The organism is Nostocoides jenkinsii Ben 74, assembly GCF_001046875.1.
In the GTDB taxonomy this organism is placed as follows: domain Bacteria; phylum Actinomycetota; class Actinomycetes; order Actinomycetales; family Dermatophilaceae; genus Nostocoides_A; species Nostocoides_A jenkinsii.
The window spans coordinates 1,074,992-1,098,162 of record NZ_HF571038.1 but is presented as its reverse complement, the minus strand read 5'-3'; the positions used below and the strand labels follow the sequence as shown (position 1 = coordinate 1,098,162).

General features: G+C 69.1%; 21 protein-coding genes and 1 tRNA gene. 21 read left to right on the top strand and 1 reads right to left on the bottom strand.

Annotation, left to right across the window (positions count from 1 at the left end):
• The 21 genes from BN13_RS05135 to BN13_RS05035 form a co-directional block, all read left to right on the top strand.
• Positions 1-861: hypothetical protein (locus BN13_RS05135; RefSeq protein WP_048544979.1), on the top strand; the 861-nt coding region annotated here is incomplete at its 5' end.
• A gap of 80 nt (positions 862-941) precedes the next feature.
• Positions 942-1,715 carry an imidazole glycerol phosphate synthase subunit HisF gene (hisF, locus tag BN13_RS05130; RefSeq protein WP_048544977.1) on the top strand — a complete coding sequence of 258 codons (774 nt, stop codon included), beginning with the start codon at positions 942-944 and terminating at the stop codon, positions 1,713-1,715.
• Positions 1,716-1,749: 34 nt separating this feature from the next.
• A complete protein-coding gene (locus BN13_RS05125) occupies positions 1,750-2,388 on the top strand; it encodes a TIGR03085 family metal-binding protein (protein ID WP_048544975.1) in 639 nt (212 codons plus the stop codon).
• Positions 2,385-4,250 (top strand): ABC transporter ATP-binding protein, encoded by a 1,866-nt coding sequence (locus BN13_RS05120; RefSeq protein ID WP_048548900.1) that lies wholly within the window; start codon positions 2,385-2,387, stop codon positions 4,248-4,250. Before BN13_RS05125 ends, BN13_RS05120 begins: the two co-directional genes overlap by 4 nt.
• On the top strand, positions 4,247-6,055 hold the full coding sequence (locus tag BN13_RS05115; protein WP_048544973.1) for an ABC transporter ATP-binding protein: 1,809 nt from the start codon (positions 4,247-4,249) through the stop codon (positions 6,053-6,055). Before BN13_RS05120 ends, BN13_RS05115 begins: the two co-directional genes overlap by 4 nt.
• Entirely contained in the window at positions 6,052-6,447 is a 396-nt protein-coding gene (gene hisI / locus BN13_RS05110) for a phosphoribosyl-AMP cyclohydrolase (RefSeq protein ID WP_048544971.1), read from the top strand. Before BN13_RS05115 ends, hisI begins: the two co-directional genes overlap by 4 nt.
• On the top strand, positions 6,444-7,037 hold the full coding sequence (locus tag BN13_RS05105) for a Trp biosynthesis-associated membrane protein (protein WP_048544969.1): 594 nt from the start codon (positions 6,444-6,446) through the stop codon (positions 7,035-7,037). Before hisI ends, BN13_RS05105 begins: the two co-directional genes overlap by 4 nt.
• 64 nt (positions 7,038-7,101) lie before the next feature.
• Entirely contained in the window at positions 7,102-7,332 is a 231-nt protein-coding gene (locus BN13_RS05100) for an HGxxPAAW family protein (RefSeq protein ID WP_048544967.1), read from the top strand.
• A 59-nt stretch (positions 7,333-7,391) separates the two neighbouring features.
• Positions 7,392-8,219: an indole-3-glycerol phosphate synthase TrpC gene (gene trpC, locus BN13_RS05095; protein ID WP_048544966.1), complete on the top strand. Its 828-nt coding sequence runs from the start codon at positions 7,392-7,394 to the stop codon at positions 8,217-8,219.
• Positions 8,216-9,403, top strand: coding sequence for a tryptophan synthase subunit beta (trpB, locus tag BN13_RS05090; protein WP_048544964.1), 1,188 nt, complete (start codon positions 8,216-8,218; stop codon positions 9,401-9,403). Before trpC ends, trpB begins: the two co-directional genes overlap by 4 nt.
• Positions 9,400-10,206 carry a tryptophan synthase subunit alpha gene (trpA, locus tag BN13_RS05085; RefSeq protein WP_048544961.1) on the top strand — a complete coding sequence of 269 codons (807 nt, stop codon included), beginning with the start codon at positions 9,400-9,402 and terminating at the stop codon, positions 10,204-10,206. Before trpB ends, trpA begins: the two co-directional genes overlap by 4 nt.
• A 107-nt stretch (positions 10,207-10,313) precedes the next feature.
• Positions 10,314-11,105 (top strand): DsbA family protein, encoded by a 792-nt coding sequence (locus tag BN13_RS05080; RefSeq protein ID WP_048544960.1) that lies wholly within the window; start codon positions 10,314-10,316, stop codon positions 11,103-11,105.
• Entirely contained in the window at positions 11,102-11,740 is a 639-nt protein-coding gene (locus BN13_RS05075; protein WP_235433944.1) for a vitamin K epoxide reductase family protein, read from the top strand. The genes BN13_RS05080 and BN13_RS05075 overlap by 4 nt, the downstream gene beginning before the upstream one ends.
• An 85-nt stretch (positions 11,741-11,825) precedes the next feature.
• The gene (locus BN13_RS05070; protein WP_048544958.1) at positions 11,826-12,614 is read left to right on the top strand and encodes a DsbA family protein; all 789 of its coding nucleotides are present in this window, start codon (positions 11,826-11,828) and stop codon (positions 12,612-12,614) included.
• A gap of 7 nt (positions 12,615-12,621) precedes the next feature.
• Entirely contained in the window at positions 12,622-13,494 is an 873-nt protein-coding gene (lgt, locus tag BN13_RS05065; RefSeq protein ID WP_048544957.1) for a prolipoprotein diacylglyceryl transferase, read from the top strand.
• A 114-nt stretch (positions 13,495-13,608) separates the two neighbouring features.
• Entirely contained in the window at positions 13,609-18,150 is a 4,542-nt protein-coding gene (gene gltB, locus BN13_RS05060; protein ID WP_048544955.1) for a glutamate synthase large subunit, read from the top strand.
• Positions 18,143-19,600, top strand: a complete 1,458-nt coding sequence (locus BN13_RS05055) for a glutamate synthase subunit beta (protein ID WP_048544953.1) — start codon at positions 18,143-18,145, stop codon at positions 19,598-19,600. Before gltB ends, BN13_RS05055 begins: the two co-directional genes overlap by 8 nt.
• A gap of 63 nt (positions 19,601-19,663) precedes the next feature.
• Positions 19,664-21,112: a pyruvate kinase gene (gene pyk / locus BN13_RS05050; protein ID WP_048544951.1), complete on the top strand. Its 1,449-nt coding sequence runs from the start codon at positions 19,664-19,666 to the stop codon at positions 21,110-21,112.
• A 63-nt stretch (positions 21,113-21,175) separates the two neighbouring features.
• A tRNA-Leu gene (locus tag BN13_RS05045) sits at positions 21,176-21,256 on the top strand.
• A gap of 54 nt (positions 21,257-21,310) precedes the next feature.
• Positions 21,311-21,916, top strand: coding sequence for an ANTAR domain-containing response regulator (locus BN13_RS05040; protein WP_053079861.1), 606 nt, complete (start codon positions 21,311-21,313; stop codon positions 21,914-21,916).
• 194 nt (positions 21,917-22,110) lie between these two features.
• Positions 22,111-22,713 (top strand): GNAT family N-acetyltransferase, encoded by a 603-nt coding sequence (locus BN13_RS05035; protein ID WP_048544947.1) that lies wholly within the window; start codon positions 22,111-22,113, stop codon positions 22,711-22,713.
• Here BN13_RS05035 and BN13_RS05030 read toward each other — a convergent pair.
• A complete protein-coding gene (locus BN13_RS05030; RefSeq protein ID WP_048544945.1) occupies positions 22,710-23,165 on the bottom strand; it encodes a hotdog fold thioesterase in 456 nt (151 codons plus the stop codon). The genes BN13_RS05035 and BN13_RS05030 overlap by 4 nt on opposite strands.
• Positions 23,166-23,171: the final 6 nt, after the last annotated feature.

Here is a 23,171-nt window from a genome sequence, read left to right as displayed (position 1 = left end):
CCCGCCGGCATCGGCGTCCAGGTGCCGGTCTACGCCGGCCCGGCCTCCGACGCGCCCAGTCTGGTCCCGGCCGACACCGCCGACGCCAAAGCCGCGCCGACCGTGAAGTTCAATGTCACCTACGTGGGCTTCACCCCCGCGGCCAAGGCGGCCTTCCAGCGCGCGCTCAACGCCTGGGCGAGCAAGCTCAGCTCGCCGGTGCCGATCACCGTTCGCGCCAGCTGGGAGCCGCTCGGGGCCAACATTCTGGGCTCGGCGGGCCCGAGCTACGCGTGGCAGTGCAATGGGATGCTCTGTGTCGACGCCATCGCCAACAAGAAGGCCGGCCGCAATCTCAATCCGGCACCCGACATTGTGGCGCGCTTCAGCAGCAACTTCAGCAACTGGCACTTCGGGACAGGACCGGCTCCGGTCGGCAAGTACGACTTCCAGTCGGTCGTCATGCATGAGATCGGCCACGGGGTCGGCTTCCTCGGCTTCGGCAATGTCACCAACGGCAAGGGCACGGTCCAACTCCAGGGCTTCAACAGCCCCTATGACCGCTTCACCCGGCTCGGCTCCACCAAGACGAGCCCCCTGCTGTGGAAGATGCCCAACAATTCGGCCCAGCTCGGCCGCGCATTGACCAGCAACAACGTCTTCTTCGACAGCGCCAAGGTCCGCAGCGCCAATGCCGGCAAGGCCGCCAAGCTCTACGCGCCGGCCGGGTTCCGTCGCGGCAGCAGCTACTCGCACCTGGACGAGAAGGCCTTCCCCAAGGGCAACCCCAACTCGCTGATGACCTACGCCATCGGCGACGGCGAGACCATCCGCAGCCAGGGCCCCGTGTCCCTCGCGCTGCTGAAGTCCATCGGTTGGTGACGATTCGGGCGTGACCCCGGAGGGCTGACTGAAATCACCCGCGCACCAGACTCGTGGGACGACCGCCTTAGGGTTGTCCCATGAGTCTGGCGGCGCGGGTGATTCCTTGTCTCGACGTCGACGCCGGGCGCGTGGTCAAGGGCGTGAACTTTGCCAACCTCCGCGAGGCCGGCGATCCCGTGGAGTTGGCCCGCCGGTATGGCGAGCAGGGCGCCGACGAGATCACCTTCCTCGACGTCACGGCCAGCACCGCCGAGCGGCAGACGATGTATGACGTCGTCGGTCGCACCGCGGAGGAGGTCTTCGTCCCCCTCACGGTCGGGGGTGGCGTGCGCTCCGTCGAGGACGTCGACCGCCTGTTGCGTGCCGGGGCGGACAAGGTCGGGGTCAACACGGCCGCCATCGCGCGCCCCGAACTGATCGCGGAAGTGGCCGACCGGTTCGGTGCGCAAGTCCTCGTCCTGTCCGCCGACGTCCGACGTCGCCGCGACGAGGCCGGTATGCCGCTCGGGGACTTCGAAGTGACCACCCACGGTGGGCGCCGGGGCACCGGCATCGATGCGATCGCCTGGTGCGCCCGGGCCGCCGACCTCGGCGCGGGGGAGATCCTGCTCAACTCGATGGATGCCGACGGCACGACGGCCGGCTTCGACATTGAACTCATCGAGTTGGTGCGCCGCGAAGTATCCATTCCGGTGATCGCCAGCGGCGGGGCGGGCACTCCGGAGCACTTCGCCGAGGCCCTGGACGCCGGCGCCGATGCGGTCCTGGCCGCCTCCGTATTCCACTTCGGCACCCTGACCATCGCCCAGGTCAAAGAGTCGATCCGCGCGCACGGCCACCCCGTGCGGTGACGGTGAGCCTCGGCGGTCAGGCAAGATTGACACCATGACTGCCTTCGCTCAGACCGAGCGCGACCAGCTCTGCGACGAGTTCCTCGTCGTGGGCCCCGATGCCCCGACGTTGTGCGAGGGCTGGACCACCTCGCACCTGGCAACACACCTGGTGGTCCGCGACGGTCGCCCAGACCTCATCGTCGGCCCGATGCTGCCCATCGTCGGGGGCTACGCCAAGAATGCCGTGCGCGCCATCCGCAAGCAGCCGTGGCCCGACCTGGTCGAGGCCGTGCGCACGGGCCCGCCGATCTATTCGCCGACCGCGCTCGGCCCGATCGACGAACTCGTCAACCTGATCGAGTTCTTCATCCACCACGAGGACGTGCGCCGCGCCGCGCCGCAGTGGGAGCCGCGCGAGCTGCCGCGCGCCGAAGAGCAGGCCATTTGGACGGCTCTGACCCGCGCCTCCCGCCTGATGTTCCGGCGCAGCCGGGTCGGGGTGGAATTGATCAGCCCGTACGGCCGCAATCGCGCCAAGCCGGTGACTCCGCAGGGGGATGTCGCGCTCGACGGGCTGCCCTCGGAACTGGTGCTCGCGGCATACGGTCGTCGGGCCCACGCCCGCATCGAGGAGGTCGGCTCGGCCGACGCTATCTCGGCCTTGTGGGCGAGCAAGCTCGGGCTCGCTTGACCGGCACCTTCCGCCGGGCCGCCGAGGTTGTCGCGCTCGGCGTCCGCGCCCAGCCGCGGCTGTTCACTCTGGCCGTTGCTGGCAGCGCGCTGTATGGCGTGATGACCGCCGCGACCGCGTGGGCGGTCGGCTGGATCACCCGCACTCAGGTCACGCCCGCAATCGCCGAGCACACGCTGACCCCTCGTCGGGCGGCCGTGATCGGCGGCACCATCCTGGCGGTCGTCATCCTGACGACCGTCGGTGTGCTGCTGCGCCGGATCGCGGGCGGGTTCACGATGTTCAACGTCGCCGCGCACTATCGCGGCAAGGTGACCCGCCAATACCTTCGGCTGCCGCTGTCATGGCACCACCGGCACCCGTCGGGGCAACTGCTGTCCAACGCCAACGCTGACGTGGAGGCGGCGTGGGGCATTTTCATGCCCTTGCCGATGGCCCTCGGCGTGATCGTGATGCTCTTGACGGGCGCCGTGCAGATGTTCCTCGTCGATCCGGTCCTGGCCCTGATCGGGCTGGTGATCTTCCCGCTGCTCTTCGTCGCCAACGCGATCTTCCAGCGCCGGATGAGCGCGCGCGTGACGCGGGCCCAACAACTGCGGGCGGACGTGGCGGAAGTCGCGCACGAGAGCGTCGAAGGCGCCCTGTTGGTCAAGGTCATGGGCCGGGAGAACCTGGAAGCCGCGCGATTCGCTGATGTCAGTCACCGGCTCCGTGACGCGGGCATCGCGGTCGGCCGCACCCGCGGCGCCTTCGACCCGATCATCGAAGCGATCCCCACGCTCGGGATCCTGGCTGTCCTCGCCGTGGGTGCCCACCGCGCCGTGAGCGGTGCCGCCGACACCGCGGACGTGGTCCAGATCGCCTACCTCATCTCGGTCCTGGCGTTCCCCGTGCGCGCCCTTGGCTGGGTTCTCGGCGAGATTCCTCGAACTCTCGTCGGCTGGGATCGGGTCGCCGCGGTCCTGTCCGCCGAAGGTGCGATGGAGTATGGCGCACACGCCCCGACATCCCCGGCCGACGGCGGTGCCGAAGTCACCTTCGAGCACGTGGGCTACGACTATGCGCTCGACGAGGACGATCTGGCGACCAGCGCCGCGGGACCGCCGAGCGCCCTGCGCGACGTGAACTTCACGATCCCGGCGGGCTCGACGGTCGCCGTCGTCGGGGCCACTGGATCCGGCAAGTCGACACTGGCCTCGCTCGTCGTGCGACTGGTCGACCCGACCCGAGGCCGCGTCCGTCTCGACGGCCGCGACCTGCGCTCCCTGGCGCCCGGCGTCTTGGCCGCACAGGCGGCCCTCGTCCCGCAATCCACCTTCGTCTTCGACGACTCCGTCCGCGGCAACGTCACGCTCGGCGCCCGACTCCCCGACGCCGACGTCTGGGCCGCCCTGGGCATCGCCCAGGCTGACGGCTTCGTCGCCGCGTTGCCGGACGGGCTCGACAGCCGAGTAGGGGAGCGCGGCACCAGTCTGAGCGGCGGCCAACGGCAGCGGCTCGCGCTGGCCCGGGCCCTGGTGCGGCGCCCTCGGCTGCTGGTCCTTGACGACGCAACCAGTGCGGTCGACCCGAGCATCGAACAAGCGATCCTGACCGAGCTGGGGGTGGGGTCCGGCGGCATGACGCTCTTGGTCGTGGCCTACCGGATGTCCACGATCGCCCTCGCCGACGAGGTTATCTATCTCGAATCCGGGCGCCTGAGTGACCAAGGCACCCACGAGGACCTCATGGACCGGAGCCCGGGCTACCGGCGGCTGGTCACGGCATACGCCAAGGACGCCGCGCGACGCGCCGGTGACTCGGCGGACGAGACAACCCCGGGCGATCGCGACGCGGTCGAGGCGATCGGCGGACGGGCGTGACCACCACACCAGCGACGCCCGCCGCGCCGACCCCGACCGCCCGGCCCCTGAATACCTGGGGAATCGTGCGCCGCGGCCTGCAACTCTCCCCGGAACTCGCCCGCGGGTTATGGCTGACCCTGACGTTGGCGGTCCTGGCCACCGCCGGGCGCGTCATCATCCCGATCGTGGTCCAGCGCGTCACCGATCACGGGCTGCTCGCCCCCGGCGGAATCGACACCGGCGTCGTCACGAAGGCCATCGGCTTCGCCCTCGCCGCACTGGTGGTCACGTCAAGCGCGACCTACCTGCTCAATGTGCGCCTGTTCCGTGCCGCGGAGTCGGGCCTGGCCACCCTGCGCATCACGGCCTTCCGGCACCTGCACGACCTGTCGATGCTGACTCAGAGTTCGCAACGTCGCGGCTCGATGGTCTCGCGCGTCACCTCCGACGTCGACACCATCAGCCAGTTCGTGCAATTCGGCGGCATCATCTTGTTGGTCTCCCTCGGCCAGATCCTGCTGGCGACCGCGCTGATGGCGCACTACAGCCCAATCCTCGCGGCCGTGACCTGGGGATGCTTCGTCCCGCTGCTCATCGTCGTGCGCCGATTGCAGCGCTCGCTCGGCTTCGCCTACGGCCAAGTGCGCGAACGCGTCGGTGACCTGCTGGCTGCGGTCTCCGAGAGCGTCGTCGGGGCCGCGACGATCCGCAGCTTCGGGGTGGAGGATCGCACCGCCGAGCGGATCGGGGTCGCGATCGAGGAGCACCGACAGGCCGCCACCAAGGCGCACATTCGCTCCTCCATCGCCTTCTCGGCCGGGCAGTTTGTCGCCGGAGTCACCCTGGCCGTCGTCCTCGTCGTCGGCACCGCGCTGGCGGCCGGCGGCCGGATGACGCTGGGGGAGTTGCTGGCCTTCCTGTTCCTGGTCGGCCTGTTCACCCAGCCCGTGCAGATGGCGACGGAGAACCTCAACGAACTCCAGAATGCCGTCGCCGGGTGGCGCCGCGTCATCGAGATCGTCGACACCCCTGCCGATGTCGCCGACCCCGGCGACGACGGGATCGACTTGCCGCGTGGCCCGGTGACCGTCGACTTCGACCACGTCGACTTTGCCTATCCCGAGGGCGACCTCGTCCTGCGCGACGTCTCCACGCACATCGCCCCTGGCCGGCGAATCGCCATCGTTGGGGAGACGGGATCGGGCAAGTCGACTTTCGCCAAGCTCCTGACCCGCCTGATGGATCCGACCTCCGGCGTCGTGCGCCTCGACGGCCACGACCTGCGGACGGTGCGGTTCTCCTCACTGCGCGAGCGCGTGGTCCTGGTGCCGCAGGAGGGCTTTCTCTTCGACGCGACGGTCGCCGACAACATCCGGTTCGGCGCCCCGGCGGGTCGCGCCGAGGTCGCCAGCGCCCTACGCGAACTCGGCCTTGCCGAGTGGGCGGCCAGTCTGCCTCAGGGACTGGAGACCCAGGTGGGCCAGCGTGGGGAGTCGTTGTCCGCCGGGGAACGCCAACTCGTCGCGCTCGCGCGGGCCTACCTCTCCGATCCCGACCTCCTCGTCCTCGACGAGGCCACCTCGGCGGTCGATCCGGCCACGGAGGTCCGCATCCAGCACGCTCTCGATTCGTTGGCCCGCGGCCGGACCTCGATCGCGATCGCCCACCGGATCTCCACGGCTCAGGCCGCCGACGAAGTCATCGTGGTCGCCGACGGCCGCATTGCGCAGCGGGGCCCCCACCGCGAACTCGTCACCCAATCCGGACCGTATGCCGCGCTGCACGCCTCGTGGGTCGCCAACCAGAGCGTCGCCGACGCATGACCGCGCCTTGGCACAATGACGGGGTGTCCCCAACGCCCGCGTCCGGCCTTGACCCCGCCATCGCTGCCCGATTGAAGCGCGACGATCACGGCCTGGTCGCGGCGATCATCCAGCAACACGACAGCGGCGATGTGCTGATGCTGGGCTGGATGGACGACGAGGCCCTCCACCGCACGCTGACGAGCGGTCGGGTCACCTTCTGGTCCCGCAGCCGGGGCGAGTATTGGCGCAAAGGCGACACCTCCGGACACATCCAGCGGGTCATCTCCGTTGCGCTCGACTGCGACGGTGACGCTGTCCTGGTTCGGGTCGACCAGACCGGGGCCGCCTGCCACACCGGCACGCGGACCTGCTTCGACGACCGTGACCTCGGCGCAGTAGCCGCCCGATGACCCGCTGGGCCAGGCCGCGGGTCGTCATCCCGGTCGCCCTGCTTGCGGCCGGATTGGCCGTCATCTCCGGCCGCCGGATCTGGTTGACCGGACGCGTCGATGATGCCGCGCTCGGCGCGAGCACCGTCTCGGCGACCGGCACCCAGGCCGTGCCGGGCCTCGTCGCCCTCGCCCTCGTCCTGGCCGCGGGCACCCTGGCCGCGGCCACCGCCGCCCCCGTAGTCCGACGCATCACCTTGATCACCGCAACGCTCGCCGCCGGTGCCCTCGCCGCCCTCAGCGCCCGGGCCATGACCAATGCCGACAGCATCGTCGGATCGGTGGCGGCCCAGCAATCCGGTCGCTCCGGCAGCATCCCGGTGGCGGCCGAGGCCAACGCCTGGCCCGCGGCAGTCCTGGTGGCGATGGTCCTGACCGGGCTCGTCCTCGTGGCTGCGCTCGCGAGCGCCGGATCCTGGCGCGGACTCTCCGAGCGCTATGACGCCCCGGGGGAGTCCGACGCCGCCGGTGGCCGGGGCGAACGCGTGCTCCGCACCTGGGATCGGCTCGACCGCGGTGACGACCCCACGCTCGACGAGACCGCCCCCTGACCGACATCTCGGCATACGTCTGCCAGAATCGACCCCAATGTCATCCCGAGAAGGAGTTCGCACCATGCACGCGGAAAACCACGAAGGCCATGGCAATAGCGTCGCCGCCTGGGTGAGTGTCGTCGTCATGCTCGTCGGCTTCCTGACCGGCGCACTCGGCGTCCTCAAGGCGAGCGTCGCCGTGACCGTGGTCGGTGCGGTCATCGTCCTGATCGGTGCCGTGCTGTGGCCCCTGCTCGCCAAGATGGGCTATGGCGACAAGAACCCGCCGCGCCCCATCGTCTACACCAACTGACGTCTCACCCGCCTGCAGCGCGCTCAGCCTTGTCGTGAGCGCGGGATAGCCTTCCACTCATGCCCGAATCCGCCACGTCCGCGACCGTGCTGGACGCCCTCATCGAGGGCGTTCGAGCCGACCTCGCCGAGCGTATGGCGCGTGCCTCCCTTGCCGAGGTCGCCGCGGCGGCCCGCGACGCCGCGCCCGCCCGCCCCGTCCTTGAGCGACTGCGGGGCCCCCGTCTTGGCGTGATTGCCGAGGTCAAGCGTTCGAGCCCGAGCAAGGGCGCCCTCGCGCCGATCGCCGACCCGGCCGCGCTGGCCGCGACCTATGCGGACGGTGGCGCCGCCGCCATTTCCGTCCTGACCGAGCAGCGCCGCTTCGGCGGCAGCCTGGCCGACCTCGACGCCGTGCGCGCGGCGGTCGACATCCCCGTCCTGCGCAAGGACTTCATGATCGACGAATACCAATTCCACGAGGCCCGCGCCCACGGGGCCGATCTCGTGCTGCTCATCGTCGCCGCGCTCACCGATGGGGAGTTGCGCCGCTTCCACGACCTCGCCGGTGAGCTCGGCATGACCGCCCTGGTCGAGGTTCACGACGAGGCCGAGATCGAGCGCGCGCTCGCCGTCGACCCCCAGGTGCTGGGCGTCAACGCCCGGAATCTGAAGACCCTCGACGTCGATCCCGATGCCTTCGCCCGCCTGGTCCCGGCGCTCCCGGACGGCGTCGTGGCGGTGGCCGAGAGCGGCATCGGCGGGCTTTCCGATGCGCAGCGGTATGCCGCGGAGGGCGCCACCGCCGTTCTGGTCGGCGAGGCGCTGGTCACCACGGGCGACCCGGCTTCCGCGGTGGCCGAGCTGGCGGGGGTCCCGGCTCCCGGACGAGCGGGAGGGACGCGATGACGACCGGTCGGTTCGGCATGTTCGGGGGCCGTTATGTCCCCGAACCCCTCGTGCCTGCCCTGGAGCAACTCGACGAGGTCCGCCAAAAGGCCGCCGTCGACCCGGAGTTCCTCGCCGAGCTCGAGCGGCTGCATCGCACCTACACCGGCCGCCCGAGCATCATCACCGAGGTGCCGCGCTTCGCGGCGCACGCCGGTGGCGGCCGGGTCGTCCTCAAGCGCGAAGATCTCAATCACACCGGCTCGCACAAGATCAATAACGTCCTGGCCCAGGCCCTGCTGACCAAGCGGATGGGCAAGCGCCGCATCATCGCCGAGACCGGTGCGGGCCAGCACGGCGTGGCCACGGCCACCGCCGCGGCCCTGATGGGGCTGGATTGCACGATCTACATGGGCAAGGTCGATACCGAACGGCAGGCCCTCAATGTCGCGCGCATGAAGATTCTCGGTGCCGAGGTCGTCGCGGTCGAGCACGGCAGCCAAACCCTCAAGGACGCCATCAACGAGGCGCTGCGCGATTGGGTGACCAATGTCGACGACACGCATTACGCCATCGGCACCGTCACTGGGCCCTATCCGTTCCCGGAGATGGTCCGCGACTTCCACAAGATCATCGGCATCGAGGCCCGCGAGCAGATTCTCGACCTCACCGGGCGCCTGCCCGATGCCGTCATCGCCTGCGTCGGCGGCGGCTCCAACGCCATGGGCATCTTCCACCGATTCATCGAGGACGCCGATGTGCGGCTGATCGGGGTCGAGGCCGGTGGCGAGGGCATTGAATCCGGTCGGCATGCGGCGCGGTTCGCCGTCGCCCAGCCGGGTGTGCTCCACGGCGCGATGAGCTACCTGATGCAGGACGAGGACGGCCAAACCCTCGAATCGCATTCCGTCAGTGCGGGATTGGACTATCCCAGCGTCGGTCCGGAGCACTCCTACCTGCGCGACGTCGGGCGGGCCGAATACCGCCATGCCACCGACGAGCAGACGATGGAGGCGTTCCGCCTGCTCTGCCGAACCGAGGGAATCATCCCGGCGCTGGAGTCCGCGCACGCCCTGGCGGGTGCCATCGAGGTGGGCCGCGAACTCGGGCCGGACGCGCTCCTGCTGATCAACCTGTCCGGCCGCGGTGACAAGGACATGCATACGGCCGCCTCCTGGTTCGGCTTGATCGAGGAGACCTCATGAGCGTCGGCACCGCGCAGGTCCTGGAGCGTTGCCGGGCCGAGGGCCGCGCCGCCCTGATCGGCTACCTCCCCGTCGGTTTTCCCGATCTCGAGACCAGCATCGCGGCGATGGTGACCCTCGTGGAGAACGGTTGCGACATCGTCGAGGTCGGCCTGCCCTATAGCGATCCGGTCATCGACGGGCCGGCCAATCAGCGGGCCGTGGCACAGGCCCTCGCCGGCGGCACCCGGGTCGCCGACGTCTTCGACGCCACCCGCGCCGTGCGGGCGGCCGGGGCGCCCCCGATGGTGATGACCTACTGGAATCTCGTCCTGCGCCGCGGCATCGACCGCTTCGCCGACGAGCTCCGGGACGCCGGGGGAGCGGGCCTGATCACGCCCGACCTCATCCCGGACGAGGCCGCCGACTGGATGTCCGCAAGCGAGCGGACCGGCCTGGACCGGGTATTCCTGGTGGCCCCCAGTTCCACCCCGGAGCGCCTGGCCCGGGTCACCGAGGCGTGCCGAGGATTTGTGTATGCCGCGGCCGTCATGGGCGTCACCGGCGTGCGCTCGTCGGTGGGCGCCGCCGCCGAAGACCTCGTGTCCCGCACCCGCGCGGTCACCGACCTACCGGTCTGTGTCGGACTCGGCGTCAGCACCGGGGCCCAGGCCGCCCAGGTGGGCGCCTTCGCCGACGGGGTGATCGTCGGATCCGCCCTGGTCTCGACCTTCTTCGACGTGACCCCGCGCGAGGGCCTCGACAAACTCGGGGCACTGACCCGCGAACTGGCCGCTGGCGTTGCGGAAGGACGCGCACGGTGACCCCGGAGACACCGGCACCGGAGGCGAGTGCCCCCGCGGCGCCGCCCCCGCCCGTGCCGCCCAGTTATCCCTTCCGATCCGGGGGGGCGGGGCGCGGCCTACCGGCAGTGGAGACCACCGAGACGTCGACCACCCGGGCGACCGCGCGGCATACGGATGAGGGGGACCAGGCGGTTGCGGCCGCGACCGACGTGCCGCAGACGCGAGCGGGCCGCCATGCCGCGGCCCGACGCACGCGGCGGCGATCACAACGACCGCTCGTCATCGGCGGGATCGTCGCTGTCGTCGCGATTGCCGGCCTTGCCTGGGCCCTGATCGCCCGATCCGGCGGGTCCGATCTGCCCCCCGGCGTCGCGGCCATGGGCGACACGCTGACTCGCGGCACGGCGAAGGCCGGGGTGAAGGTGCTCGACATCTATGAGGACTTCCAGTGCCCCGAGTGCGGACAGTTCGAGACCTTGCACGGGCCGAGCGTCCGGGTCCTGGCCGAGTCCGGCGACCTCTTGGTCAACTACCACCTGCGCTCCGGCCTGGACAAGGACCATCAGGGCGATAACTCCGCGCGTGCCGCCGAGGCCGCCGTCTGCGCCGCCTCGGTCGGGCAGTTCGGCGAGTTCCACGACCAACTCGTCGCCAACCAGCCGCCGAGCGTGGGCGCCGGCTGGACCGATGAGCAGTTGAGCCAGTTCGCCAAGGACGCGGGCATCACCGGGGCCCAGCACCAGACGTGGCAGAAGTGCGTCGACGACGGGAAGTTCGCCGACTATGTGGCCTCCGTCGAGGCGGGCGCGGTCAAGGCCGGGATCACGGCCGACCCGGCCATCCTGCGCGACGGCCAGCCCTTCACGATCGCCGGCCTGGACGCCGCGAGCTTCGCGAAAGCTGTGACCGGAAAGTGAGCGACCTGGACCTGCGCGCAGCGTCGGACGCGGCGGCCCCGCCGATCCCGGAACGCAAGCGCCGCCTTCTTTTCGGCGAGATGCTGATCTTTGCGGTGCTGAGCCTGATCGCGTCGTTCGTCCTGTCCTATGACGCGATCGTGCTGGCGCGGAACCCGGACGCCATCCTCAGTTGCTCGATCAACGCCATCCTCGACTGCGCCAAGGTCGGCTCGACGTGGCAGGCCAATATCTTCGGTTTCCCGAACGCCTTCCTCGGCCTGATCAGCGAGCCCGTCGTCATGACCATCGCTGTCGCGTCCCTGGCCGGCGTGCGCTTCCCGCGCTGGTTCATGTTCGTTGGCAACGTCTGCTACCTGCTCGGGGTGATCTTCGCCTACTGGCTGCTCTACCAGTCCACCTTCAACATCGGCGCCCTGTGCCCCTGGTGCCTGCTGGTCACGTTGTCGACGACATTTGTGTTCACGTCGATGACCCAGTGGAACATTCTCGAAGGCAATCTGTACCTCCCGCCGAAGGCGCAGGCCACGGCGCGGCGCCTCGTTGAGCATGGCTGGTTCACCGTCGGGCTCATCTCGTGGGTGACAATCGTTGTCATCATCGAACTGCTCAAGTGGGGAAACCGCTTCATCTGACGCGCCGCACGGCATACCGAACAACCGCACAAAGCCGATCAACCGCACGAAGCCGATCAACAGCACAAAGGAAGACCACCCGCACATGGCCAAGCAACCCAGCACCAACCGCGCGAATCGTGGCTCCTCTGCGCCGCAGGACCGCGCCGCGAAGATCCAGGCGGTCCAAAAGGCCACCAGCACCGGCGGTGCCAACAAAATCGTGATCGCCGGGATCGTGGCCATCCTCGCCATCGTGTTTGCGGTGGGCGGCGTCATCTGGAATCAGAAGTCCAACGAGAGCGATGTCGCCGCAGGTGGCAACTCCGTCCCCGCGGGAGCGTCGGTCGACGGTGGCCTGGTGACCAACGCCTCAGTGAAGCTCGTCGACGGCGCGCCGACTCTGGCGCTCTACGAGGACTTCCAGTGTCCCAACTGCAAGGCCTTCGAGGGGGCCTTCGGCTCGGCGATCAAGGAGATCGCCGACTCCGGCAAGGCCAAGGTGAGCTATCACATCCTCAACTTTCTCGACGAGCGCGGGACAAACCAGTCGACCATGGTCGCCAACGGCGCGTTCTGTGCGCTCGACCAGGGCAAGTTCATGGAGTTCCACAACGCGGCCTACGCCGGGCAGTACCCAGAGGGCGACAAGGTCACGCTCGACCAGGTGTCGACCTTCGCCACGGCCGCTGGCTTGTCCGGCGATGCGCTCAAGACGTGGCAGACCTGCGTCAAGGTGGGCAAGTACACCAACTTCATCAAGGACACCAATACGGCGGCCTTCAAGATCGCGAACTTCAAGGGCACCCCGACGGTGATCCTGAACGGTGAGATGCTCACGCTCAGCACCCCGGAGGCGCTGACCAAGGCCGTCACCGACGCCGCCAAGGGCTGATCGCGTGATGCTGCCGGCGGCGCTGCCGAGTCCCACGGTCGGGGCGATCCACCTCGGACCCCTGGCCATCCGCGGCTACGCCCTCTCGATCCTCGCCGGGATCGTAGTGGCGGTGTGGCTGACCGGCCGCCGGCTGGAGCATCGCGGGTCCGAACGCACCGCGGCGCTCGACATCTCGACCTGGGCGGTTCCGTTCGGCATCGTCGGCGGCCGGATGTATCACGTCGTCACCTCGCCGGAGGCCTACTTCGGCGAGGGTGGCCACCCGATCGACGCCCTCAAGATTTGGCAGGGTGGGCTCGGCATCTGGGGCGCCATCGCCGTCGGTGCCCTCGGCGCGGCGATCGGCGCCCGCCGGGCGGGCGTGCGCTTCGCCGACCTCGCCGACGCCGCGGCCCCGGGGGTGCTCCTTGCCCAAGCGCTCGGCCGGTGGGGCAACTGGTTCAACAACGAGCTCTACGGTGGGCCGACCGACCTTCCCTGGGGCTTGACGATCCACAAGTGGGACTTGGAGGCAGGCCGCGCGGTCACCGATGCTCAGGGACATGCCGTGGTCCTCGGCACCTTCCAGCCGGTCTTCTTGTACGAGTCGTTCTTCTGCGTCCTGCTGGCGATCGCCCTGATTTATGTCGACGGTCGGCGGCCGTTGGCCCGAGGCCAGCTCTTCGCGCTGTATGTCGCCGGCTATCCCATCGGCAGGCTAGTCCTGGAGAAGATGCGCACCGACGAAGCGACGATGATTCTGGGTCAACGCCTCAACGTCTGGACGTGTCTCCTCGTCTTCGCCCTCGGCATTGTGTTCTTTGTCCTAGCGGGCCGACGGGCTCGTTCAAAATCGCCCGACGTATCACAGAGTGAGACAGTTCCGCTCACATCGTAGGACGCGGGTCTGATATCTTTCGGCCGGTGGCCATCGCCGTCCACCACCCCTCGGCGCGGCCGAGGTGACCTTGACTTAGGGCTCTTCGGCCCCCGCACTCAGGACGGTGACGACATGACTCGCCTGCCCTTCAGCGCCCTTCCCCCAGATTCGGGCCTCTATCGGGGTGCCAACGAGCACGATGCGTGTGGCGTGGCCATGGTGGCCACCTTGCGTGGCACGGCCGGGCACGACATCGTGCGGCACGCGTTGACCGCCCTGACCAATCTGGACCACCGCGGCGCGACCGGCGCCGACCCGTTGGTGGGCGATGGGGCCGGCATCCTGACGCAGGTCCCCGACGCCTTCCTTCGCGGCGTCGTGCCGTTCACCCTGCCCGCTCGTGGCTCGTATGCCGTGGGCATGGTCTTTCTTCCCATCGACCTCGACGAGCGCGCCCGGGCCATGGCCCGCATCGAAGACCTCGCCGTCGAGGAGGGCCTGGAGGTTTTCGGCTGGCGTGATGTGCCGCACCTGCCCGAGCTCGTCGGCGCCGCGGCCCGCGACTGTATGCCGCACTTCGCCCAGCTCTTCGTCGGCGCGAGCAATGGCGCGATGCGCGGCATACACCTGGATCGTCGTGCCTATTGCCTGCGCAAGCGCGCCGAGCGCGAACTCGACATCTATGTCGCCTCGCTGTCGGCCCGCACCGTGGTCTACAAGGGCATGCTCACCACCGGACAGTTGGAGCCGTTCTTCCCGGACCTGTCCGACGAGCGGTTCGCCACCGAACTCGCCCTGGTCCACTCCCGGTTCTCGACCAACACCTTCCCGTCGTGGCCGCTCTCACACCCCTACCGGCTGATTGCGCACAACGGCGAGATCAACACGGTCAAGGGCAACCGCAACTGGATGGCGGCGCGCGAATCCCAGCTTCAGTCCGACCTGATCCCCGGCGATCTCGAACGGTTGTTCCCGATCTGCCCGCCCGGCCAGTCGGACTCGGCATCCTTCGATGAGGTGCTCGAACTCCTGCATCTCGGCGGACGCTCCCTGCCGCACGCCGTCCTGATGATGATCCCGGAGGCGTGGGAGAACCACGAGGAGATGGACCCCGATCGTCGGGCGTTCTATGAGTTCCACTCCTTGACGATGGAGCCGTGGGACGGCCCCGCGTGCATCACCTTCACCGACGGCACTCTCATCGGGGCGGTCCTGGACCGCAACGGCCTGCGTCCGGGGCGCTACTGGATCACCGAGGACGGCCTGGTCGTCCTCGCCTCCGAGGCCGGCGTCCTCGACCTGGCCCCGGAGACCGTCGTGCGCAAGGGTCGCCTGCAGCCGGGCCGGATGTTCCTGGTCGACACCGCGCAGGGGCGCATCATCGAGGACGAAGAGGTCAAGTCGGCGCTGGCCACGCAGCTTCCCTACGCCGACTGGCTTCACGCGGGTCTGATCGAACTGGGCGAACTCCCCGAACGCGAGCACATCGTGCATACGGCCAAGTCCGTGGCCCGGCGCCAGCAGACGTTCGGCTACACCCAGGAGGAATTGCGGATCATCCTGGCGCCGATGGCTCGCACCGGCATCGAGGCATTGGGATCCATGGGGACCGACTCCCCGATCGCGGTGCTGTCGAGCAAGCCGCGGCTGCTCTTCGACTACTTCACCCAACAGTTCGCCCAGGTGACCAACCCGCCACTGGATGCCATCCGCGAGGAACTGGTCACCTCCCTCGGCGTCGCCGTCGGTCCGGAGGGCAACCTGCTCACGGCAACCCCGGCGCACGCCCGCCAACTCGTCCTGCCGTTCCCGGTGATCGACAACGACGAACTCGCCAAGATCATCCGGATCAACGCCGACGGCGACCTGCCCGGCTACGCCACGGCCGTGATCAAGGGTCTGTATGACGTGCACGGCGGTGCGGAGGCGCTCCAGGCGCGGCTGGCGGAGATCTTCGCGGAGGTGTCCGCGGCCATCGCCGGCGGGGCACGGTTCGTCGTGCTGTCCGACCGCGACAGCAACCGCGACCTGGCGCCGATCCCGTCGCTTCTCCTGTGTTCGGCCGTTCATCACCACCTGATTCGGGAGAAGACCCGCACCCAGGTCGGCCTCGTGATCGAGACCGGCGACGTGCGGGAAGTCCACCACGTGGCGTTGCTCATCGGGTATGGCGCGGCGGCCGTCAACCCCTACCTCGCGATGGAATCTGTCGAGGATCTGGTGCGCTCCGGCGCACTGACCGGAGTGACGGGCGAGAAGGCCGTCAAGAACCTCATCAAGGCCCTCGGCAAGGGCGTCTTGAAGGTCATGTCCAAGATGGGCATCTCCACGGTCGCCTCCTATCGCGGCGCCCAGGTGTTCGAGGCGATCGGGCTGTCGCAGGAACTCGTCGACGCCTACTTCACGGGGACGGTTTCCCAGCTCGGTGGGGTGGGTCTCGAGGTGATCGCCGCGGAGTGCGCGGCGCGGCATGCCGCGGCCTACCCGACGGACGGCGTGCGTCTGCCGCATCGCCGCCTCGAGGTCGGCGGCGAATACCAGTGGCGGCGCGAAGGCGAGCCCCATCTGTTCGACCCCGAGACGGTCTTCCGGCTCCAGCACTCCACGCGCCAGCGGCGCTACGACATCTTCAAGCAGTACACCGCGCGGATCGACGATCAGGCGCAGCGGTTGATGACCCTGCGCGGGTTGTTCGCCTTCAAGGAGGGGTTGCGGCCACCGGTGCCGATCGAGGAGGTCGAGCCGGTCACCGAGATCGTCAAGCGGTTCAACACCGGGGCCATGAGCTACGGCTCGATCAGCCTCGAAGCGCACCAGACGTTGGCCATTGCGATGAACCGACTCGGCGGCCGCTCCAACACCGGCGAGGGCGGCGAGGACCTGGATCGGTTGCTCGACCCGGAGCGCCGCTCGGCGATCAAGCAGGTGGCCTCCGGCCGGTTCGGTGTCACCTCGGCCTATCTGACTCACGCCAACGACATCCAGATCAAGATGGCCCAGGGCGCCAAGCCCGGTGAAGGCGGGCAGTTGCCCGGCCACAAGGTCTATCCGTGGGTGGCCAAGACGCGGCACTCGACCCCTGGGGTCGGCCTGATCTCACCCCCACCGCACCACGACATCTACTCGATCGAGGACTTGGCTCAACTGATCCACGACCTCAAGAACGCCAACCCCGAGGCGCGCATCCACGTCAAGCTCGTCGCCGAGGTCGGTGTCGGCACGGTCGCGGCGGGCGTCTCCAAGGCGCACTCGGATGTCGTGCTCATCTCCGGACACGACGGTGGCACGGGCGCGTCGCCGCTGACCTCGCTCAAGCACGCGGGTGGGCCGTGGGAACTCGGCTTGGCCGAGACGCAGCAGACCCTGGTGCTCAACGGCCTGCGCGACCGGATCGTGGTCCAGGTTGACGGCCAGCTCAAGACCGGCCGCGACGTCGTGATCGCGGCGCTCCTGGGCGCCGAGGAGTTCGGCTTCGCGACCGCCCCGCTCGTCGTCAGCGGCTGCATCATGATGCGTGTCTGCCACCTCGACACTTGCCCGGTCGGCGTTGCCACGCAAAACCCCGAGCTGCGCGCCCGGTTCACCGGCAAGCCGGAGTTCGTCGAGACCTTCTTCGAGTACATCGCGGAGGAGGTTCGCGAACACCTCGCCGCGCTGGGCTTCCGCTCGATCGCCGAGGCCATCGGCGAGGTCGCCACCATCGACACCTCGGCGGCCGTGGACCACTGGAAGGCCAACGGCCTCGACCTGGCGCCGCTGCTGCAGGAGGCGATCCCCGCCGAGGGCACGACGCGTTACCAGAGCATCAGCCAGGACCACGGACTCGAGAAGGCGCTCGACCACCAGCTCATCGCCCTGGCTCGCCCCGCGCTCGACGACGGGGAACAGGCTCGGGGGACGCTCGCCATACGCAATGTCAACCGGACGGTGGGCACCCTTCTCGGCCACGAGGTGACCCGGCGACACGTCGGCGGGCTGCCCGACGGCAGCATCGACCTGACCCTGACCGGCTCAGCCGGGCAGTCGTTTGGGGCCTTCCTGCCCGCCGGAGTGACGCTGCGGCTCGTCGGCGATGCCAACGACTATGTCGGCAAGGGTCTCTCCGGAGGCCGGCTCATCGTCACCCCCGCCCCGGAGTCGACCTTCGTGGCCGCCGACAATGTGATCGCCGGCAATGTCATCGGCTATGGGGCAACCACCGGCGAGATCTTCCTGCGGGGCACGGCCGGTGAGCGCTTCTGCGTACGCAATTCGGGCGCGACCGCCGTCGTCGAGGGCGTCGGCGATCATGCGTGCGAGTACATGACCGGTGGGACGGTGCTGATCCTCGGCCGGATCGGGCGCAACTTCGCGGCCGGGATGAGCGGCGGCTATGCCTATGTCCTCGACCTGCCCGAACACCGCGTCAACCGCGAACTCGTCGACATCCTGCCCGTCGCGGGAGCGCACGCCGAGGTGGTCGAGTCGCTGCTGCGCCGCCACCACGAGCACACCGGCTCGGCGCTCGCCGCAGCCCTGCTCGCCGATCTGCCGTCGGCACTCGAGCGCTTCCGGCTCGTGCTGCCGCGCGACTACCAACGCGTGCTCGATGTGCGCGCCGCCGCCGAGTCCGAGGGGCTCGACCTGGACGGCGATGTCGTCTGGGACCGAATCATGGAGGCATCTCGTGGCTGACCCACACGGCTTTCTCACCACGCGCGAGCGCGAACTCCCCACGCGCCGGCCGGTTGCCGTCCGGATCAAGGACTGGAAAGAGGTGTATGAGGAGACCGACCTCGCGCAGTTGCGTCGCCAGGCGGGGCGCTGCATGGACTGTGGCATCCCCTTCTGTCACTCCGGCTGCCCACTGGGCAACCTCATCCCGGAGTGGAACGATCTAGCCTGGCGCGGGGACTGGCGTGAGGCCATCGAGCGTCTGCACGCCACCAACAACTTCCCCGAGTTCACCGGGCGGCTGTGCCCGGCGCCGTGCGAGACCGCGTGCGTGCTCGGCATCAACCAGCCGGCCGTGACGATCAAGCAGGTCGAGGTCACGACGATCGAGCAGGCGTGGGCCGCGGGCAATGTCACCCCGCAGCCGCCGGACCGCCTCAGCGGCAAGACGGTGGCCGTCGTCGGGTCCGGCCCGGCCGGGCTCGCCGTCGCCCAGCAGCTGACGCGGGCGGGGCACACGGTGGCGGTCTACGAACGGGCGGACAAGCCCGGCGGGCTGCTGCGCTACGGCATACCGGAGTTCAAGATGGAGAAATCTGTCCTGGATCGGCGCATCGGTCAGATGGAGGCGGAGGGGACGCGCTTCCGCTGCGGCGTCGACGTCGGCGGCAGCGTGACCGGCACGCAACTGCGCGACCGCTACGACGCGGTGGTGCTGGCCATCGGGGCCACGGCGCCCCGCGACCTGCCGGTGCCCGGCCGGGATGCCGGTGGCGTCCTGCAGGCCATGGACTTCCTGCCGCCGGCCAACCGCAGCGCGCTCGGTGAGACGGTCACCGACCAGGTCACCGCCACCGGCAAGGACGTCATCGTGATCGGCGGCGGCGACACCGGCGCGGACTGCATCGGCACCTCGCACCGGCAGGGCGCCAGGTCGGTCACCAGCTTGGAGATCATGCCCCAGCCGGGCGCCGACCGGCCCGGCTCGCAGCCCTGGCCGACCTATCCGATGATCTTCCGCGTCGCGAGCGCCCATGAGGAGGGCGGGGAGCGGTTGTATGCCGTGTCGACGCAGGAGATCCTCAAGGACGCCAACGGCCAAGTCAGCGGCCTGCGGGTCAGTGATGTGCAAATGGGGGAGAAGGGGTTCGAACCCGTCGAGGGCACCGAGCGCATCCTGCCCGCGCAACTGGTCTTGTTGGCCATGGGTTTTCTCGGGCCGCAGCAGGCCGGCCTGGTCGAGCAGCTCGGCGTCGCGCTGGATGCCCGGGGCAATGTCCAGCGGGACGCGAGCTTCATGACGTCGGTGCCGGGTGTCTTCGTCGCGGGCGACGCGGGCCGCGGTCAGTCGCTGATCGTGTGGGCGATCGCCGAGGGCCGGTCCGCCGCCCACGGGGTCGACGCCTTCTTGACCGGTGCCTCGGCCCTGCCGCGCCCGATCAATCCGACCGATCGACCGCTGATGGCCTGACGCGCCGTCTCAAAGGTGTGGCCCACGCCACTCGATTCGGCCGGCACCCATAGAATTGGGTATATGCGTCGCGCCAAGATCGTCTGCACCCTCGGCCCCAGCACCAACTCCCCGGAGCGCCTCCACGACCTCGTCGCGGCAGGCATGGACATCGCCCGGTTGAATCTCTCGCACGGCTCCTATGACGACCACGCCGCGGTCTATTCCGCGGTGCGCCGAGCCTCGGACGTCACCGGCCGCGCCGTCGGGATCCTGGTGGACCTGCAGGGGCCGAAGATCCGCACGACCAGGTTCAGCGGGGGACCCGTGGAACTCGTCAACGGCGACCGCTTCACCATCACCACGCGCGAGGTGGACGGGTCCCAGCATCTTGTCGGCACGACATACAAGGGGTTGGCCGGTGACGTCCACCCCGGCGACACCCTGCTGATCGACGACGGCAAGGTCGAGCTCGTCGCCGTCGAGGTCACCGACACCGATGTCGTCTGCGAGGTCGTCGTCGCCGGCACCGTCTCCAACAACAAGGGCATCAACCTGCCCGGCGTCGCCGTGAGTGTCCCGGCCTTGTCGGAGAAGGACGAGGCGGACCTGCGCTGGGCCCTGCACCTGCGGGCCGACTGGATCGCGCTGTCGTTCGTGCGCAGCGCCGAGGACATTGACCGGGTGCACGAGATCATGGACGAGGAAGGCATTCGCCTGCCGGTCATCGCCAAGATCGAGAAGCCACAGGCGGTCGCCAACCTGGAGGAGATCGTCGAGGCCTTCGACGGCATCATGGTGGCCCGCGGCGACCTCGGCGTCGAGCTGCCGCTGGAGCAGGTGCCGCTGGTGCAAAAGCTCGCCATCGAGATCGCGCGCCGCAACGCCAAGCCGGTCATCGTCGCCACGCAAGTGCTGGAGTCGATGATCGAGAACCCGCGACCCACTCGCGCGGAAGCCTCCGATGCCGCCAATGCGGTGCTCGATGGTGCCGATGCGTTGATGCTGTCGGGGGAGACGTCGATGGGAGCCTTCCCGATCGAGGCCGTCACGACGATGGCGCGCATCATCGAGAACACCGAGGACCAGGGCTTCGACCGGATCGCGCCGCTGACCTACCCGGCCCAGACCGTCTCGGGCGCCATCACCCGCGCGGCGGCCGATATCGGGGAGCGGGTCGGGGCGCACTATCTGGTCACATTCACCACGACCGGCGGCTCGGCGCGGGCGCTTGCCCGGTTGCGGCCGGCCAAGCCCATGTTGGCGTTCACGCCATGGCCCGCAACGCGCTCGCAACTCGCGCTGACCTGGGGCGTGGAGACGTTCCTGGTGCCGAATGTGCGGCATACGGACGACATGGCCGTGCAGGTCGACCAGGCCCTGCTGGACCACGGCCGCTGCCCCGAGGGCGCTCGTGTGGTGATCGCCGCGGGGTCGCCCCCCGGCGTCGCCGGAACGACAAATGCGTTGCGGGTGCACGCGGTTGGCGACGCGGTCGGCCGGACGGGCGCCTTCGGAAGCAACGACGGCTGAGGCGGGCCGCGGCGGACCCGGACGCGGTCCCGCCCGCGCAGCGGGTATGCTGCACCTTGCCCAGCCGGGGTGGTGGAATGGCAGACACGGCGCACTCAAAATGCGTTGCCGCAAGGCGTGCGGGTTCAAGTCCCGCCCTCGGCACACCGATCGACACCCAGGTGGGGGGTCGATTGACGACACTCGGTGAGGATGTTCATGACGAAGTCGGAGACGGCTCCTGGCGGCACCGCGAGCCGGGTCGTGGTCGCCGAGGACGAGGCGCTCATCCGCCTCGACCTCGTCGAACTGCTCGGCGAGGCGGGCTATGACGTGGTCGGCCAGGCCAGCAATGGTGAGCAGGCCGTCGAGTTGACGCTGGATCTGAAGCCCGACCTGGTGATCATGGACGTCAAGATGCCCGTCATGGACGGGTTGTCGGCCGCCGAGGAGATCGGCAAGCAGCGGCTGTGCCCGGTGATCATGCTGACGGCCTTCTCCCAGGCGGAGCTCGTCGAGCGCGCCCGGGACGCCGGGGTGATGGCCTATATCGTCAAGCCGTTCACCGCCGCCGACCTCTCGCCCGCCATCGACATCGCCCTGTCGCGTTGGCGCGAGTTGAAGCTCCTTGAGCAGGAGGTCGCCGATCTCGGCGAAGCGCTGGAGACGCGCAAGGCTGTCGAGCGAGCCAAGGGCGTCCTGATGAAGAAGCTCAAGCTGACCGAATCCGATGCCTTCCGGTGGATCCAGAAGACCGCGATGGACCGACGACTCGGCATGCGCGAGGTGGCCGAAGCCGTCATCGCGGGCATCGACAAGGCCTGAAGCAACCGCCTCACTGATCAGCACTTTCGTCACATCGGTCACGCCCGCCCCACCGCGTCGGAGGGTGAGCGGATTCACCGCCAGACAGCCCTTTCGTCGGTGGCGACGTCTGCTCTAGAGTTCGGTAACCCGGTTCGGGCAGCGGCCCTTCCGGACGACCCGCACCATTCACATCCTCGCGACAGGAGCTTCCCGTGGCGCGCCCGCACCTCAGTGTGACGAAGGCCAAAGCCGTCGATGCCGGCGTCCTCGCGACGCTGTGGATCGAGTCCGCGCTGGTGTCGGGGATGAGTCACGACTTGGCAGCTCGGGCGGCCAATGCGGGCCGGATCCGCGAGGCCCTCGCCCGACCCGGCACGAGCGCGTTGTTGGCCACCCTCGACGGCCGCCCCGTCGGGTTCGTGGTGGTCAACACGCGCAACCAGGGCCTGATCGAGCCCGCCGCCTTAGCGATCGATGAGTTGTATGTCGTATCGGGTGCCCGTCGTCAAGGGGTCGCCGCGGCACTTCTTGGCGGTGTCGCCAAGCTGGCCGAGAGCCAGGGCCATGATGTGATCTTTGCCAACGTCTCGACCACCGACAAGTTGAGCAACCGATTCTTCGCGCGGCTTGGCTTCACCTCGACCGTGACGAGGCGGGCCGTGCCGACGTCGGTTCTGCGCCGCAAACTGGCGGGCTCCGATGCCGCCGCCCGGGATGTCCTGCTCGGAAAGCGCCGGACGCTGCGCGCTCGCGCCGGGATCGACACTGCTCAGGTCGCGCCACGGCTCACCCTGCGCCGTCCCGCCGCGGGTTAGCCGGCCGCCCCGTTCGCACCCGGCGGCAGGTCGCGGATCAAACACGTCAGCCGCGAGGTGCAGCATCGCTTGCCGTCCTCGTCGGTGACGACGATCTCGTAGGACACCATCGTGTTCCCGGCGCTGAGCACGGTCGCGACACCGGTGACCAGGCCGGAGCGGGCCGCCCGATGATGGGTGGCGTTGATCTCGATGCCGACCGCGACGCGCTCCGGGCCGGCGTGCAGGACCGCGCCGAATGAACCCAAGGTCTCGGCCAGGACCACGCTCGCGCCGCCGTGGAGCAGGCCATACGGCTGGGTGTTGCCGGCCACCGGCATGGTGGCGACGATGCGCTCCTTGCTCATCTCCACGAACTCGATCCCCATCCGCTCGATGAGGGTGCCCGCGGCGAGCCCGCGCACCATGGCGAGCTTCTGGTCTTCGGTCAGGGAGTCGAGGCTGTCGGTCATGGGCCA